The organism is Pseudomonas sp. D8002, assembly GCF_013385695.1.
Classification (GTDB): Bacteria; Pseudomonadota; Gammaproteobacteria; order Pseudomonadales; family Pseudomonadaceae; genus Aquipseudomonas.
The window spans coordinates 36,232-50,811 of the sequence record NZ_JACAPM010000028.1 but is presented as its reverse complement, the minus strand read 5'-3'; the positions used below and the strand labels follow the sequence as shown (position 1 = coordinate 50,811).

The window sequence follows — 14,580 nt, the reverse complement described above, 5'->3', positions numbered from 1 at the left end:
GCGGAACCGGGCCGGAGTGCGGGCATGCCGAGCCTAGGCGAGGCACCGAGTGGTGGGGCAAAGACCTTTTGGTTACTTTTGGCTGGGCCGGCATTCCGGGCGTTTGCCAAAAGTGACCCGCTGTAAGAGCGGAACCATAGGTGGCCGTTACCTAAATAACGGATATGTACACATACCCAGAAACAATTCCCCCCACACTCCGCCGCTACCAAAACTGTTCCCATGACGCGCACGTAACCCCCGCCTGTGACCTTTCTCTACGGCAAGGTGCCATCACCGCAAATGCAGTTACCCGCCTACACACTTAAACTCGGAAAAATCACGCACCTTTTTCGCGCATGCATTTCCTACACTGCCCTTTCCTGGATCAGAATCCACGGCGAAACCACCACCGCCCACAAACTCGGATCCCGCTCAACCAGGTCCAATGCCCGCGTCGCAGACACCTCGCCAAGACTCCCCGCAGCCAGCCAGGCAGCGACTTTCTCACGGTTGTCCTCAGCCATGCCCTCGGCGGCCTCGATCAAATCCAGCCCGGCGTCGACCCACAATAGGGCACCCTTGGCAAAGAACGGCTCAAGCTCCTTCCAGGAAATTTCGGCAGTTTCACCAAGCAGCTTGGCATAGAGGGTGCTAGGTTCTTGCGTCATGGGAGTTCACCTGAAGAAAAAATCGGCGCAATCATACCGTCGAGCCCCAGGCAGAAAAACCCAGTTGCAAATGAGGCACCGAACGAAAGTGTCAGGAAAGCCAAGGATTGCCCGAAACTCTGGCATCACCCCGCCGCAATTCTGTCTTTTTCTTTCATTTAAGCGACATACCCGGGTTTTGCCCCCAGCAGCCAGCTTTTCAAGCGATCAACCGGCGCTCTACACTGTACCGGTACAGTTGCCAGGCCGCTGCCGGGGGATATCCGAGATATCTGATCCGGTTCTGCAGCTCACAAGGCCGCTAGAACTATAAAAAATACAACAGTAAGAGTGGAGCACTATGAATAAGGCTACTAAGCAGATTTCCAAACTGTTTGCCGCTATGGTCCTGGCCGGGGTTGCCAGCCATTCGTTCGCAGCTGACACCATCAAGATCGGTATTGCCGGCCCTAAAACCGGCCCTGTGACCCAGTACGGCGACATGCAGTTCATGGGTGCCAAGCAGGCCATCGCCGACATCAACGCCAAGGGCGGCGTAGATGGCAAAATGCTCGAAGCCAAGGAATACGACGACGCTTGCGATCCAAAACAAGCCGTGGCCGTAGCCAACAAAGTGGTCAACGACGGCGTCAAGTTCGTGGTCGGTCACCTTTGCTCCAGCTCCACTCAGCCAGCATCCGACATCTACGAAGACGAAGGCGTGATCATGATCACCCCGGCTGCCACCAGCCCGGAAATCACGTCCCGTGGCTACAAGCTGGTCTTCCGCACCATCGGCCTGGACAGCGCCCAGGGCCCTGCCGCCGGTAACTACATCGCCGACCACGTGAAGCCGAAAGTCGTAGCCGTTATCCACGACAAACAGCAATACGGTGAAGGCATCGCCACCGCCGTTAAACAAACCCTCGAGAAGAAAGGCGTGAAAGTTGCCCTCTTCGAAGGCATCAACGCTGGCGACAAAGACTTCGGTTCGCTGATCCAGAAGCTCAAGCAAGCCAACGTCGACTTCGTCTACTACGGCGGCTACCACCCTGAGCTGGGCCTGATCCTGCGCCAAGCCAAGGAAAAAGGCGTGAACGCCAAGTTCATGGGCCCTGAAGGCGTCGGCAACGACTCCATCTCGCAAATCGCCCAGGGCGCTTCCGAAGGCCTGCTGGTTACCCTGCCGAAATCCTTCGACACCGATCCTGCCAACAAGGCAATCGTTGAAGAGTTCACCAAGAACAAGCAGGACCCAACCGGTCCGTTCGTGTTCCCGGCCTACTCGGCAGTTGAAGTGATCGCCGGCGGTATCGCTGCCGCGAAGAGCGAAGACACCGCCAAGGTGGCAGCGGCCATCCACGCCGGTACCTTCAAGACCCCGACCGGCGACCTGAGCTTCGACGCCAAGGGCGACCTGAAGGACTTCAAGTTCGTGGTCTACGAATGGCACTTCGGCAAACCAAAAACCGAAGTTTCCCCTCAGTAAGCCAGGCGTTACTGGTCAACAAGCCCACTGTGCAAGCAGTGGGCTTTGTTTTACGAGGTTTATGGGCCTGTCACCCGCGATCCGGGAGTGGGTTCACCTGAAAATCTTAAAACCGTCACCAGCGGTTCGCTGGCAAACGCTTTGTGCAACCTGATCACAGAACAGGGCACCGAGCCGGAAATTGACTCCACCAGTGAAATGCGTATCGGGTTTTTAGGAGCGCTGTAATGCCTGAGATCTATCATTTTTTCCAAACGCTGGTTAACGGCATGACCGTTGGCAGCACCTATGCCTTGATAGCCATTGGCTACACAATGGTTTACGGCATCATTGGAATGATTAACTTCGCCCATGGCGAGGTGTACATGATTGGTTCCTACGTGGCCTTCATCGCCCTTGCCGGGCTGGCCATGCTGGGTATCCACTCCCTGCCGCTGTTGATGACCGCTGCGTTCCTGGCGTCCATCGTCGTAACCAGTGCCTATGGCTACAGTATCGAACGCGTTGCGTACCGCCCCTTGCGTGGCAGCAACCGCTTGATCCCGCTGATCTCTGCGATCGGCATGTCGATTTTCCTGCAGAACACCGTATTGCTGTCCCAGGACTCCAAGGACAAATCCATTCCCAACCTGATCCCGGGGAGCTTCTCCTTCGGCCCAGGTGGCGCACAAGAAGTGCTGATTTCCTACATGCAGGTCCTGGTCTTCGTCGTCACCCTGGTGGCAATGCTCGGCCTGACCCTGTTCATCTCTCGCTCCCGTCTGGGGCGCGCCTGCCGGGCCTGCGCCGAAGACATCAAGATGGCCAACCTGTTGGGCATCAACACCAACAACATCATCGCCCTGACCTTCGTCATCGGTGCCGCACTGGCGGCTATCGCTGCCGTGTTGCTGAGCATGCAGTACGGCGTGATCAACCCCAACGCCGGTTTCCTGGTGGGCCTCAAGGCCTTCACCGCAGCGGTATTGGGCGGCATCGGCAGCATTCCGGGCGCGATGCTCGGCGGGCTGGTGCTGGGGGTGGCTGAAGCCTTTGGCGCCGACGTATTCGGTGACCAGTACAAGGACGTGGTGGCATTCGGTCTATTGGTTCTGGTGCTGTTGTTCCGGCCGACCGGCATTCTGGGCCGTCCGGAGGTTGAGAAAGTATGAGCAGATATCTTAAATCGGCGTTTTTCAGCGCCTTGCTGGTCTGGGCCGTGGCCTTCCCGGTACTCGGGCTCAAGTTGAGCATTGTCGGGATCAACCTCGAAGTGCATGGCACCGGTCCCGTGACGTTGACCATCATTGCCCTGTGCTCGGTGCTGATGTTCCTGCGCGTGCTGTTCACTCAGCAGGTCGGGGCACTCCTCAAGTCCAACCGTGGCCCGTTGGTATCGCCCAAGGTCAGCCAGTTCCTGACCCTGCCGCGCACCCAGCGCTACATCATCATCGGCCTGATCGTGGCCGCGTTGATCTGGCCTTTCTTCGGCTCCCGTGGTGCGGTGGATATCGCGACGCTGATCCTGATCTACGTGTTGCTGGGCCTGGGCCTGAACATCGTGGTGGGTCTCGCCGGCCTGCTCGACCTGGGCTATGTGGGCTTCTACGCGGTGGGTGCCTACACCTACGCGCTGCTCTCGCATTACCTGGGCTGGGGCTTCTGGATCTGCCTGCCACTGGCCGGCATGGCGGCGGCCACATTTGGCTTCCTGCTGGGCTTCCCGGTACTGCGCTTGCGCGGTGACTACCTGGCGATCGTGACCCTGGGCTTCGGTGAAATCATCCGTCTGTTCCTGCGTAACCTCACCGATATCACCGGCGGCCCCAACGGCATCAGCAGCATTCCCAAGCCGACGTTCTTCGGGCTGACGTTCGACCGCACCGCGGCCGAAGGCATGCAGACGTTCCACGAGTACTTCGGGATCGACTACAACCCGGTGAGCAAAGTGGTGTTCCTGTACCTGGTGGCCCTGCTGCTGGCACTGGCGGCGCTGTTCGTGATCAACCGCCTGCTGCGCATGCCGATCGGCCGCGCGTGGGAAGCGCTGCGTGAAGATGAAATCGCCTGCCGTGCACTAGGCATGAACCCGACCGTCATCAAGCTTTCGGCATTCACCCTCGGGGCGACCTTCGCCGGTTTTGCCGGCAGCTTCTTCGCCGCTCGCCAAGGTTTGGTGACGCCGGAGTCGTTCACCTTCATCGAGTCGGCAATCATCCTCGCCATCGTGGTACTGGGCGGCATGGGCTCGCAGCTCGGCGTGATCCTCGCGGCGATCGTGATGATCCTGCTGCCGGAAATGATGCGTGAATTCAGCGAATACCGCATGTTGATGTTCGGCGCCATGATGGTGCTGATGATGATCTGGCGACCTCAAGGCCTGCTGCCCATGCAACGTCCCCACATGGAGCTGCGCAAATGAGCCGCGAGATCCTGAAAGTCGAAAACTTGAGCATGCGCTTCGGCGGTTTGCTGGCGGTCAACGGCGTGGCCCTGACCGTGCAAGAGAAACAAGTCGTGGCCCTGATCGGCCCCAACGGCGCCGGCAAGACCACGGTGTTCAACTGCCTGACCGGCTTCTACAAGCCGGCTGGCGGCACCATCCTGCTGGACGGCCAGCCGATCCAGGGCCTGGCCGGCCACGAGATCGCCCGCAAGGGCGTGGTGCGGACCTTCCAGAACGTGCGGTTGTTCAAGGACATGACGGCGGTCGAGAACCTGTTGATCGCCCAGCATCGCCACCTGAACACCAACTTCTTTGCCGGCCTGTTCAAGACGCCGTCGTTCCGCAAGAGCGAGCGCGAGGCCATGGAATATGCAGCGTACTGGCTGGACAAGGTCAACCTCACCGAGTTTGCCAACCGTCCTGCCGGCACCCTGGCCTACGGTCAGCAACGGCGCCTGGAAATCGCCCGCTGCATGATGACCCGCCCGCGGATCCTCATGCTCGACGAACCGGCCGCCGGCTTGAACCCGAAGGAAACAGAAGACCTCAAGGCGCTGATCAGTGTGCTGCGTGAAGAAAACAACGCCACCGTGCTGCTGATCGAACACGACATGAAACTGGTCATGAGCATTTCCGACCATATCGTCGTGATCAACCAGGGCACGCCACTGGCCGACGGTACGCCGGAGCAGATCCGCGACAACCCGGAAGTGATCAAAGCCTATTTGGGGGAAGCGTAAAATGCTGCAATTCGAAAACGTTTCCACTTTCTACGGCAAGATCCAGGCGCTGCACAGCGTCAACGTGGAAGTGCGCCAGGGCGAAATCGTTACCCTGATCGGCGCCAACGGTGCCGGTAAATCCACGCTGCTGATGACCCTGTGCGGTTCGCCCCAGGCTCACAGCGGCAGCATCCGCTACATGGGTGAGGAGCTGGTGGGCCAGGCCTCCTCCGAGATCATGCGCAAGAGCATTGCCGTGGTTCCGGAAGGCCGCCGGGTATTTGCCCGCCTGACCGTGGAAGAGAACCTCGCCATGGGCGGGTTCTTCACCGACAAGGGCGATTACCAGGAGCAGATGGACAAGGTGCTGCACCTGTTCCCGCGGCTCAAGGAACGCTTCAGCCAGCGCGGCGGCACCATGTCCGGCGGCGAACAGCAAATGCTCGCCATCGGCCGCGCGCTGATGAGCAAGCCCAAGCTGTTGTTGCTGGACGAACCGTCCCTGGGGTTGGCGCCGATCATCATCCAGCAGATCTTCGACATCATCGAACAGCTGCGCAAGGACGGTGTGACAGTGTTCCTGGTGGAACAGAACGCCAACCAGGCGCTGAAGATTGCCGACCGCGCCTACGTGCTGGAAAACGGCCGCGTGGTGATGCAGGGCAGCGGCGAACAACTGCTGACCGATCCGAAAGTACGTGAGGCTTATTTGGGCGGTTGATGCCCATCTGGTCAAATGTATGAGCGGGCTTTTGTGGGAGCGGGCTTGCTCGCGAAGGCGGTGGATCAGCCAACTTGTTTGGTGACTGACCCACTGCCTTCGCGAGCAAGCCCGCTCCCACATTTGCTTGGTGTGAACCAAAGACTTTGGCGAAACCTGAAATTATTTTCCCCGGCTTTGTAACGAATCCCTTCCCCCTTTCTCTAGTGGTGTAAGCAGGCGAACATGCTTGCCAACTCAACCCACTGCTGGAGATACACCATGACTACCAAAACCCGCTCGCTGTCCGCCGCCACCCTCGTCCTGGCCCTGGGTTCGGCCCTGAGCCTGTCCGCCCTGACCACCACCGCCCACGCCGCCGATGACATGCAGAAATGCTTCGGTGTAGCCGAAGCCGGCAAGAACGATTGCGCTGCAGGCGCGGGCACTTCCTGCGCGGGCACCTCGAAGGTCAAGGATCAGGCAAACGCCTGGAAACTGGTCCCGGCCGGTACCTGCCTGAAAACCCCAAGCACCACCTCGCCAACCGGCTTCGGCCAGGAAGCTGCCTTCACCGCCAAGTCCTGAAACCCTGCACAGCCTGAGTACTGACGATGACGCTCTCATTCACCCACTCCATCTCCCAGGCTCAGGCGCCCGGCCTCCCCCGTCGGGCCGGGCTGGGGCTCAAGAACGAGCACTTCAGTGAAGTGCTCGAGACGTCCCCCGATATCGGTTTTTTTGAAGTCCACGCCGAAAACTACATGGTGGCCGGCGGGCCTTTCCATCACTACCTGGGCTTGATCCGCGAACAGTACCCGCTGTCGCTGCACGGTGTAGGCCTGTCCATTGGCGGCGAAGGTCCGCTGAACGACGAGCACCTGGCGCGCTTGGCCACGCTGATCGAACGCTATCAACCCCACTCCTTTTCCGAACACCTGGCCTGGTCCAGCCACGGCCCGGTGTTTCTCAATGATTTGCTGCCGCTGGCGTATGACGATGAAACCCTGAAGCGGGTGTGCGAACACATCGACCAGGTACAAACCCGCCTGCAGCGGACCATGCTGCTGGAGAACCCGTCGACCTATCTGCAATTCCAGTGCTCCACCCTGGAAGAGACCGACTTCATCAGCGAAGCGATTCGCCGCACCGGCTGCGGGCTGCTGCTGGACGTGAACAATGTGTATGTGTCGTGCATCAACCATCAGCAAGACCCGCTGAAGTACATCGAGGCCTTGCCGTTGCACGCCGTGGGCGAGATTCACCTGGCAGGGTTTGCCGAAGACATCGACAGCCTCGGCGACCGTTTGCTGATTGACGATCACGGCGCCCCCATCGACAACGCGGTATGGCAGCTCTACCAGCACGTGCTCAGCCGCACCGGGCCGGTCGCCACGCTGATCGAGCGCGACAACCAGGTGCCGGCGTTCAGCGTGCTGCACGCTGAAGCACGCGAGGCCGACCGGTTTCTGCTGGAGGTGCGTGCATGAGCCGCCAGGACGTCTTTAGCCGCGCCCTGCTGTCCCCCGAGGAAAACTGCCCGCAAGGCTTGTTCAGCCGCAACGGCGCCGATCCGGCCGGTCGTTTTGCGGTGTATCGCAACAATGTCCATAGCTCGCTGATCAACGCGCTGGCCGCCGGCTACCCGGTCACCCTGCAACTGGTGGGCGATGAGTTTTTTCGGGCGATGGCCGGTGTGTATGTCCAGGGTTTCCCGCCGACAAGCCCTCTGATCAATGAATACGGCAGCGACCTGGCGGACTTTATCCAGGGCTTCGCCCCCGCCGCCAGCGTGCCTTACCTGGCTGATGTGGCGCGCCTGGAGCGATTGCGGGTGAGGGCCTACCACGCGGCAGACGCACAGCCACTGGATCAACAGGAGGTCATCGCCACCCTGCAACAACAGTCGGACCTGGGCGAACTGCGCCTGCAACTGCATCCATCCCTGGCCACCCTGAACTCGGCCTACGCCGTGGTGGCTTTATGGGCGGCGCATCAGACCGGCGAATCCCTCGCCACCCTCGACCCCTTCCATGCCCAAAGCGCGCTGGTGCTACGCAATGGCCTGCACGTGCAGGTATTTCACATCGACAGCGGCTCAGCGACGTTTATCAACAGCCTGAACAACGGTTGGCCGTTGGAAATGGCCGTGGCCTACGCCCTCGATGCGGCCGCCGAATTTGACCTGCACCAATGCCTGGCCCTGCTGATCGGTCACGGCGCCATCACCCACTTGCACACAGAACCCAAGGTATCGCCATGAACACCACCGCTCCCGGGCTGATCCAACGGATCATCCAGTGCTTCGAGAAAATCCCCTACAGCCTGATCGCCTTTGTCGCACGCTTCTCTATCGCAGCGGTGTTCTGGAAATCCGGCCAGACCAAGGTCGAAGGCTTCGCCGTGGACCTGATCGGCGGTACCTTCCAGCTGGGCTGGCCGCACTTGGCGCCGTCCACCCTGCCGCTGTTTCGCAGCGAATACCACGTGCCGCTGCTGTCTGCGGAAGTGGCGGCGCACATGGCTGCGTTCGCCGAGCATTTCTTCCCGGTGCTGATCCTCGTGGGGTTTGCCACGCGATTCTCGGCGCTGGCGCTGCTGGGCATGACCCTGACCATCCAGCTTTTCGTCTACCCGGACGCCTACCCGACCCACGGCACCTGGATCGCATTGCTGCTGCTGTTGATGGCCAAGGGGCCGGGCAGCTTCTCGATTGATCATCTGATCGCCCGGCGCTACCGCTAAAGGCGATCGAGGGCTTCGCCGCTGCGCTTGAACCAGCCCACCAGATAATCTGCGAGTACCTGGGTGCGGCGCGGCAGGCCGCCCTGATACGGATGGACCAGGTACATCGGCATGCTGCGGGTCTGATAATCCCGCAGGAGCCAGCGCAGGCGACCGTCAGCCAATTCCGCGTGCAGCACGTAGGACGGCAAGCGCGCGATGCCCGCCCCCACCAGTGCAGCCTTCTTCAACAAGTTGTAATGGTTGGAGGCAAAGGTCCCGGATACGCGAACCCGCAGCAGCTCATGCTGCTGGTGATACAGCCACTCTTCACGGCCGCTGTAGTGGCTGTTCAGCAAGCAGTTGTGGCCCACCAGTTCCGCCGGCGTCAGCGGCTCGCCGTGCTGTTCCAGGTAAGCCGGGCTGGCGCAGGTCATCTCGTGCCAGGCGAGCAACGGCTTGGCGACCAGACGCTCGTCGTTGGCGACCTCCGAACGTACCGCCAGGTCGAAGCCATCCCGCGCCAGGTCCCGGTACTGGTTGTTGAGTTCCAACTCGATCTGCACCTGTGGGTACTCCCGGGAAAACTCCAGCAACAGACCGTCGAAGAAGGTTTCGCCCAGGGACACCGGAACCGTCATACGCACCGGGCCGACGAGATCATCCTTGAGCCTGGCCAATGCCTGACGTGCCCGCTCCACCTGGACCACCAACGCCTGGGCTTGCGGCAACAGCGCCGCACCCGCCGCCGTTAGGCTCAGGCGGCGGGTGGTGCGATGCAACAACACCACCGAAAACTGCGCTTCCAACTGGCTGATGCGCTTGGACAGTTGCCCTTTGCTGCAGCCCAGTTGCTGGGCCGCCAAGGTAAAGCTGCCGGCTTCGATCAACACGGCAAACGCGGCGAGGTCATCCATTTCGCTCATGGATTGTTTCCAATTGAAAACCAAAGATTGCCTATTAGTGCACTTATCCGCGCAAAAAATCACTCTAGACTGAAACCTCACCTAAACATCTGGAGGAAGGCACGATGAAAATCCTGTTGATTGGCGCAAGCGGTACCGTGGGTTCGGCGGTGAAGGCAGAACTGTCCCAACGGCATGAAGTGATCAGCATCGGTCGCAAAAGTGGCGACTTCCAGGTCGATATCAGCGACAGCGCCTCGATCCGCAAACTGTTCGAACAGACCGGCAAATTCGACGCACTGATCTGCGCCGCCGGCAGCGTCAACTTCGTGCCCCTGGGCGACATGAGCGAAACCGATTTTGACCTGGGCCTGCAAGACAAGCTGATGGGCCAGGTCAACCTGCTGCTGATTGGCCGCGAGTTCGCCAATGACGGCGCGTCGTTCACCTTCACCAGCGGCATTCTCAACCGCGATCCGATTCGCACCGGTGCTTCGGCTGCCCTGGTCAACGGCGCGCTGGATGCATTCGTGAAAGCCGCTGCGATCGAACTGCCCCGCGGCCTGCGCATCAACTCGGTCAGCCCTACCGTCCTGCTGGAAGCCATGGGCAGCTACGCGCCATACTTCCGTGGGTACAAACCGGCTCCGGGTGCAGAAGTGGCGTTGGCCTACGCGAAAAGCGTGGAAGGCTTGCAGACCGGGCAGACGTTTATCGTTGGTTGACCAGCCTGAAAAGCCGTCACCGTTGAACCCAGGGCATCCATTTACGGAGCATGTCCTGGGGGACGGAAAACTGTATTTCTCGTGTGTTCAGCACACCCATGACAGTGGCGCCATCACTCACGTTGTAGCCGTCTACGTATGTCGAAACCTGCTTGTTGTAAGCCAGTAAAGTAATTGCAGCCGTGCGGGCCCTGGCCTCCGGGCTCAGCGTGACATTGACCGAAATAAAGTCCGGGCTACTGTCAGGCGTCCTCTTCACGGTGATCGAGATCTCGGTAAAGTCAGTGGCAGAGGAGTACTCCAGCCGCGCCGGTTCACTGCCCAGTGCAGAACCCGTCACCAGTAACAGCCCCCACAGATTCCATCGAATAGTCATCGCGGCTTTCCGAATAAAAGAGAAAGACGTTCCCATGACCGTTCACATCCCTCTATAGGAAAAGTCCCAGCAGGGATGATCGCCCCCGGCACACCTTATTCAACCTGTGTCCCGGGCTTGTGATGCACCGCCAGCCTGCGTAACGTGGCGGCACTTATCAGGAGACCCGATGATGCGTGCCGCCCGTACCCTAGCCTTGTTTGCCCTGCTGCCCCTGTTCGCCGCCTGCCAGATGTTCGATAACGAGCCGGCCAAGCCCTCTCTCGCCGGGATGACCCGCATGCAGGGCGAGTTGACGGCCCAGGGTGACAAACTGCTGTTCCAGCCCTGCAACGACAAACGCAACTACGTGGTCAACGACACCGGTGGCACCAGCATCCTGCAGGAGGCCGCCTCCCTGGCCGGCCAGCAAGGCGCACTGTTTGCCGACCTGCGTGGCAAGTTCTCCGGCGTCGCCAGCGGCACCCAGGGCACGGTGGACCTGCAACAGGTGTACCGTGTCGAGCGCTCGACCTCGGCCTGTGATGACCCGGACTTCAAGCGCATGATCCTGCGGGCCAACGGCCACAAACCGGCCTGGGCGATGAACGTCACCGCCAAGGGCATGGTGCTGGAGCGTGAAGGCCAGCCACCATTGGCCGTGCCGTATGTGGAAGAGCAATCGGGCGACGGACGGTTCAACCTGATGACCGAAGCGAATAACCAGCACATCGAACTGTGGGTGGCCCCGCAACGCTGTGTCGACAGCGCCAGCGGCAGCCTGCAGCACATGTCCGCCGAGCTTCGGGTCAATGGCCAGGTGCAACGCGGTTGCGCGTCGTTCGGCGGTTCGCGAGACGACTGATTGCGCCCTGCGCTGTTTTAGCATGACGGGAAACCGCTGTTGGGGCTTATAATCGCCGGTTTGCAAAACAGCCGGCCTCTTTGCCCGCCGCCTACCGGATTCCTGTCATGTTACGAATCACCGAACTCAAGCTGCCCATCGACCATCCCGAAGAAGACCTGCGGCCTGCCATTGTGCAACGCCTGGGCATCGCCAGTGATGACCTGCTCGATTTCACCCTGTTCAAACGCAGCTACGACGCCCGCAAGAAATCGTCGGAGCTGTGCTTCATCTACACCATCGACCTGGAAGTCAAAGGCGAGGCGGCCCTGCTGCTCAAGTTCGCCGACGACCGCAACGTCAACCCGGCGCCGGACATCAGCTACAAGGTCGTGGGCCATGCGCCGGAAGGCCTGACCGAGCGGCCGATCGTCGTCGGTTTTGGCCCGTGCGGGATCTTCGCCGGGCTGTTGCTGGCACAGATGGGTTTCAAGCCGATCATCCTCGAGCGCGGCCGCGAAGTGCGCCAGCGCACCAAGGACACCTGGGGCCTTTGGCGCAAGAATGTGCTGAACCCGGAATCCAACGTGCAGTTCGGTGAAGGCGGCGCCGGGACCTTCTCCGACGGCAAGCTCTACAGCCAGATCAAGGACCCGAAATTCCACGGTCGCAAGGTGCTGCACGAGTTCGTCAAGGCCGGTGCGCCAGATGAAATCCTCTACGTCAGCAAGCCGCACATCGGTACGTTTCGCCTGACCGGCGTCGTGGAAAACATGCGCCAGCAGATCATCGCCCTGGGCGGTGAAGTGCGCTTCGAGCAGCGGGTCACCGACGTGCTGATCGAAGACGGCCAGTTGAATGGCGTGGTGGTGGATGGCGGCGAGCAGATCCTGTCCAAACACGTAATCCTGGCCCTCGGCCACAGCGCCCGCGATACCTTCCGCATGCTGCATGGCCGTGGCGTGTACATGGAAGCCAAGCCGTTCTCGGTGGGTTTCCGTATCGAACACCCGCAGTCGCTGATCGACGCTGCACGCCTGGGCAAGTACGCCGGCCACCCGAAACTCGGGGCCGCCGATTACAAACTGGTGCACCACGCCAAGAACGGCCGTTCGGTGTACAGCTTCTGCATGTGCCCGGGCGGTACCGTGGTCGCGGCGACATCAGAGCCGAACCGCGTAGTAACCAACGGCATGAGCCAGTACTCCCGTAACGAACGCAACGCCAACTCCGGGATCGTGGTGGGCATCACCCCGGAAGTGGATTACCCGGGCGGCCCGCTGGCCGGGATCGAGTTGCAGGAACGCCTGGAATCCCACGCGTTCATCCTCGGCGGCAGCAACTACGAAGCACCGGCGCAGCTGGTGGGTGATTTCATCGCCGGCAAGCCGTCCACCGCCATCGGTACCGTGGAGCCATCCTACAAGCCCGGCGTAGCCCTGGGTGACCTGGCGCTGGCGTTGCCGGAGTTTGCCATCGAAGCCATCCGCGAAGCGTTGCCGGCGTTCGAGAAGCAGATCAAGGGCTACTCGCTGCACGACGCGGTCCTGACCGGGATCGAGACCCGCACTTCTTCGCCGCTGCGGATTACCCGTAACGAGTCGATGCAGAGCCTGAACGTGAAAGGCCTGTTCCCGGCGGGCGAAGGTGCCGGTTATGCCGGTGGGATTTTGTCGGCGGGTGTCGACGGGATTCGGATTGCCGAGGCGCTGGCGCGGGATATGTTGGGCCTGGAGGCTTAACCACTGCGCTGAAAACGCAGCAGATCAAATGTGGGAGCGGGCTTGCTCGCGAATGCGGTGGATCAGCCGAATCATGTATTGGCTGACACTCCGCATTCGCGAGCAAGCCCGCTCCCACATTGATAATGCGGTGTTTTAGATATTGGCGCGCAGGATGCTTTCCGGCAACGGTTGCCCCCGCTCGACACTCGCCGCAACGGCCGCAATCAAACCCTCCAACTCATACCCCTGCCCTGCCAGCCAGGCCTGATCGTAATAGGTCGTGGCATAGCGCTCACCGCCGTCGCACAAGATCGCCACGATCGAGCCCGACTCCCCTGCCGCCTTCATCTGCTGCGCCGCGATCAATGCACCGATCAGGTTGGTGCCACTTGAGCCGCCTACTCGCCGCCCCAAGCGCTGCGCCAGGTAATGCATGGCCGCCAGGGACAGCGCATCCGGCACCTTGACCATCGCATCAATCACTTTCGGCAGGAACGACGCCTCAACCCGTGGCCGGCCAATACCTTCGATGCGCGAGCCACAGTCCAGGCGCAGGCTGGCGTCGCCGCTCAGGTAGTAGTCGAAAAACACCGAACGCTCCGCGTCCGCGCACAACACTCGGGTGCAGTGCTGGCGATAACGCACATAACGCCCCAACGTCGCCGTGGTGCCACCCGTGCCGGGGCTGGAAATCAGCCAACTCGGCTCCGGATAACGCTCAAAGCGCAGTTGCTGGAAGATCGATTCAGCGATGTTGTTGTTCGCGCGCCAGTCAGTGGCACGTTCGGCATAGGTGAACTGGTCCATAAAATGACCACCGCTTTCCTGCGCCAGGCGCTCGGATTCGGCGTAGATCTGCGTCGGATCCTGCACCAGATGGCTCTTGCCCCCGTAGAACGCGATCTGCGCAATCTTTTCCTGGGAAGTGGTGGCCGGCATCACCGCAATAAACGGCAAGCCCAGCAGCCTGGCGAAGTACGCCTCGGAAATCGCCGTGGAACCGCTGGAGGCTTCGATCACCGGTGCACCGGGCTTGAGCCAGCCGTTGCACAACGCATAGAGGAACAACGAACGCGCCAGCCGATGTTTCAGGCTGCCGGTGGGATGGCTGGACTCATCCTTGAAATACAACTCGATACCTGGCAAACCCTGCATTGGCAAGGGGATCAGGTGGGTGTCGGCGCTGCGCTGGAAGTCCGCTTCAATAATGCGAATGGCTTCGCGGGCCCATTGGCGGTTGTCGCTCATGATCGGTTTCTCTAAGGATTTCAGTCCTGATCTTAGGATGTTTCCTACACTCCACACAGATACAGTCATGACTCAATTGGACACACAATT

General features: G+C 60.5%; 17 protein-coding genes. 13 read left to right on the top strand and 4 right to left on the bottom strand.

The window, feature by feature from the left end:
• Positions 1–347 precede the first annotated feature (347 nt).
• The gene (locus HX807_RS16805; RefSeq protein WP_003211652.1) at positions 348–650 is read right to left on the bottom strand and encodes a DUF2288 domain-containing protein; all 303 of its coding nucleotides are present in this window, start codon (positions 648–650) and stop codon (positions 348–350) included.
• A 340-nt stretch (positions 651–990) separates the two neighbouring features.
• Here HX807_RS16805 and HX807_RS16800 point away from each other — a divergent pair, with 340 nt between their 5' ends.
• The 10 genes from HX807_RS16800 to HX807_RS16755 all read left to right on the top strand — a co-directional run bounded on the left by HX807_RS16800 (position 991) and on the right by HX807_RS16755 (position 8,710).
• The gene (locus HX807_RS16800) at positions 991–2,118 is read left to right on the top strand and encodes a branched-chain amino acid ABC transporter substrate-binding protein (protein ID WP_003211654.1); all 1,128 of its coding nucleotides are present in this window, start codon (positions 991–993) and stop codon (positions 2,116–2,118) included.
• 45 nt (positions 2,119–2,163) lie between these two features.
• Complete coding sequence (locus HX807_RS16795) at positions 2,164–2,346, top strand: hypothetical protein (RefSeq protein ID WP_177009879.1); 183 nt, start codon at positions 2,164–2,166, stop codon at positions 2,344–2,346.
• Positions 2,346–3,269, top strand: coding sequence for a high-affinity branched-chain amino acid ABC transporter permease LivH (gene livH / locus HX807_RS16790; RefSeq protein ID WP_017137212.1), 924 nt, complete (start codon positions 2,346–2,348; stop codon positions 3,267–3,269). Before HX807_RS16795 ends, livH begins: the two co-directional genes overlap by 1 nt.
• Complete coding sequence (locus HX807_RS16785; protein ID WP_003211661.1) at positions 3,266–4,519, top strand: high-affinity branched-chain amino acid ABC transporter permease LivM; 1,254 nt, start codon at positions 3,266–3,268, stop codon at positions 4,517–4,519. The genes livH and HX807_RS16785 overlap by 4 nt, the downstream gene beginning before the upstream one ends.
• Entirely contained in the window at positions 4,516–5,283 is a 768-nt protein-coding gene (gene livG / locus HX807_RS16780) for a high-affinity branched-chain amino acid ABC transporter ATP-binding protein LivG (protein WP_003211663.1), read from the top strand. Before HX807_RS16785 ends, livG begins: the two co-directional genes overlap by 4 nt.
• 1 nt (position 5,284) lies before the next feature.
• Positions 5,285–5,986, top strand: coding sequence for an ABC transporter ATP-binding protein (locus tag HX807_RS16775; protein ID WP_003211664.1), 702 nt, complete (start codon positions 5,285–5,287; stop codon positions 5,984–5,986).
• Positions 5,987–6,247: 261 nt separating this feature from the next.
• Positions 6,248–6,553 carry a DUF2282 domain-containing protein gene (locus tag HX807_RS16770; RefSeq protein WP_003211666.1) on the top strand — a complete coding sequence of 102 codons (306 nt, stop codon included), beginning with the start codon at positions 6,248–6,250 and terminating at the stop codon, positions 6,551–6,553.
• A 26-nt stretch (positions 6,554–6,579) separates the two neighbouring features.
• The gene (locus tag HX807_RS16765) at positions 6,580–7,455 is read left to right on the top strand and encodes a DUF692 domain-containing protein (protein ID WP_177050505.1); all 876 of its coding nucleotides are present in this window, start codon (positions 6,580–6,582) and stop codon (positions 7,453–7,455) included.
• Entirely contained in the window at positions 7,452–8,228 is a 777-nt protein-coding gene (locus tag HX807_RS16760) for a DUF2063 domain-containing protein (protein ID WP_003211670.1), read from the top strand. The genes HX807_RS16765 and HX807_RS16760 overlap by 4 nt, the downstream gene beginning before the upstream one ends.
• On the top strand, positions 8,225–8,710 hold the full coding sequence (locus tag HX807_RS16755) for a DoxX family protein (RefSeq protein WP_008432068.1): 486 nt from the start codon (positions 8,225–8,227) through the stop codon (positions 8,708–8,710). The genes HX807_RS16760 and HX807_RS16755 overlap by 4 nt, the downstream gene beginning before the upstream one ends.
• Here HX807_RS16755 and HX807_RS16750 read toward each other — a convergent pair.
• A complete protein-coding gene (locus HX807_RS16750) occupies positions 8,707–9,615 on the bottom strand; it encodes a LysR family transcriptional regulator (RefSeq protein ID WP_003211675.1) in 909 nt (302 codons plus the stop codon). The two genes, HX807_RS16755 and HX807_RS16750, sit on opposite strands and share 4 nt — an antisense overlap.
• Positions 9,616–9,719: 104 nt before the next feature.
• Here HX807_RS16750 and HX807_RS16745 point away from each other — a divergent pair, with 104 nt between their 5' ends.
• Positions 9,720–10,319, top strand: coding sequence for a short chain dehydrogenase (locus tag HX807_RS16745; RefSeq protein WP_003211677.1), 600 nt, complete (start codon positions 9,720–9,722; stop codon positions 10,317–10,319).
• 16 nt (positions 10,320–10,335) lie between these two features.
• Here the strand turns inward: HX807_RS16745 and HX807_RS16740 are convergent, their stop codons facing one another.
• Positions 10,336–10,695 (bottom strand): hypothetical protein, encoded by a 360-nt coding sequence (locus HX807_RS16740; RefSeq protein WP_003211679.1) that lies wholly within the window; start codon positions 10,693–10,695, stop codon positions 10,336–10,338.
• A 172-nt stretch (positions 10,696–10,867) separates the two neighbouring features.
• Between HX807_RS16740 and HX807_RS16735 the strand changes: the two genes are divergently transcribed.
• The gene (locus HX807_RS16735) at positions 10,868–11,539 is read left to right on the top strand and encodes a COG3650 family protein (protein ID WP_003211681.1); all 672 of its coding nucleotides are present in this window, start codon (positions 10,868–10,870) and stop codon (positions 11,537–11,539) included.
• Between the two features lie 107 nt (positions 11,540–11,646).
• On the top strand, positions 11,647–13,260 hold the full coding sequence (locus HX807_RS16730; protein ID WP_102368251.1) for an NAD(P)/FAD-dependent oxidoreductase: 1,614 nt from the start codon (positions 11,647–11,649) through the stop codon (positions 13,258–13,260).
• 135 nt (positions 13,261–13,395) lie between these two features.
• On the opposite strand, the gene HX807_RS16725 is transcribed toward HX807_RS16730, so the two are convergent.
• The gene (locus HX807_RS16725) at positions 13,396–14,493 is read right to left on the bottom strand and encodes a PLP-dependent cysteine synthase family protein (RefSeq protein ID WP_173406096.1); all 1,098 of its coding nucleotides are present in this window, start codon (positions 14,491–14,493) and stop codon (positions 13,396–13,398) included.
• Between the last annotated feature and the right edge of the window lie 87 nt (positions 14,494–14,580).

Bases quoted from the DNA above. Each gene is read 5' to 3' on its own strand.
- HX807_RS16805 (WP_003211652.1), bottom strand. From the start codon at position 650: ATGACGCAAGAACCTAGCACCCTCTATGCCAAGCTGCTTGGTGAAACT.
- HX807_RS16800 (WP_003211654.1), top strand. From the start codon at position 991: ATGAATAAGGCTACTAAGCAGATTTCCAAACTGTTTGCCGCTATGGTC.
- livH (WP_017137212.1), top strand. From the start codon at position 2,346: ATGCCTGAGATCTATCATTTTTTCCAAACGCTGGTTAACGGCATGACC.
- HX807_RS16785 (WP_003211661.1), top strand. From the start codon at position 3,266: ATGAGCAGATATCTTAAATCGGCGTTTTTCAGCGCCTTGCTGGTCTGG.
- livG (WP_003211663.1), top strand. From the start codon at position 4,516: ATGAGCCGCGAGATCCTGAAAGTCGAAAACTTGAGCATGCGCTTCGGC.
- HX807_RS16775 (WP_003211664.1), top strand. From the start codon at position 5,285: ATGCTGCAATTCGAAAACGTTTCCACTTTCTACGGCAAGATCCAGGCG.
- HX807_RS16770 (WP_003211666.1), top strand. From the start codon at position 6,248: ATGACTACCAAAACCCGCTCGCTGTCCGCCGCCACCCTCGTCCTGGCC.
- HX807_RS16765 (WP_177050505.1), top strand. From the start codon at position 6,580: ATGACGCTCTCATTCACCCACTCCATCTCCCAGGCTCAGGCGCCCGGC.
- HX807_RS16760 (WP_003211670.1), top strand. From the start codon at position 7,452: ATGAGCCGCCAGGACGTCTTTAGCCGCGCCCTGCTGTCCCCCGAGGAA.
- HX807_RS16755 (WP_008432068.1), top strand. From the start codon at position 8,225: ATGAACACCACCGCTCCCGGGCTGATCCAACGGATCATCCAGTGCTTC.
- HX807_RS16750 (WP_003211675.1), bottom strand. From the start codon at position 9,615: ATGAGCGAAATGGATGACCTCGCCGCGTTTGCCGTGTTGATCGAAGCC.
- HX807_RS16745 (WP_003211677.1), top strand. From the start codon at position 9,720: ATGAAAATCCTGTTGATTGGCGCAAGCGGTACCGTGGGTTCGGCGGTG.
- HX807_RS16740 (WP_003211679.1), bottom strand. From the start codon at position 10,695: ATGACTATTCGATGGAATCTGTGGGGGCTGTTACTGGTGACGGGTTCT.
- HX807_RS16735 (WP_003211681.1), top strand. From the start codon at position 10,868: ATGCGTGCCGCCCGTACCCTAGCCTTGTTTGCCCTGCTGCCCCTGTTC.
- HX807_RS16730 (WP_102368251.1), top strand. From the start codon at position 11,647: ATGTTACGAATCACCGAACTCAAGCTGCCCATCGACCATCCCGAAGAA.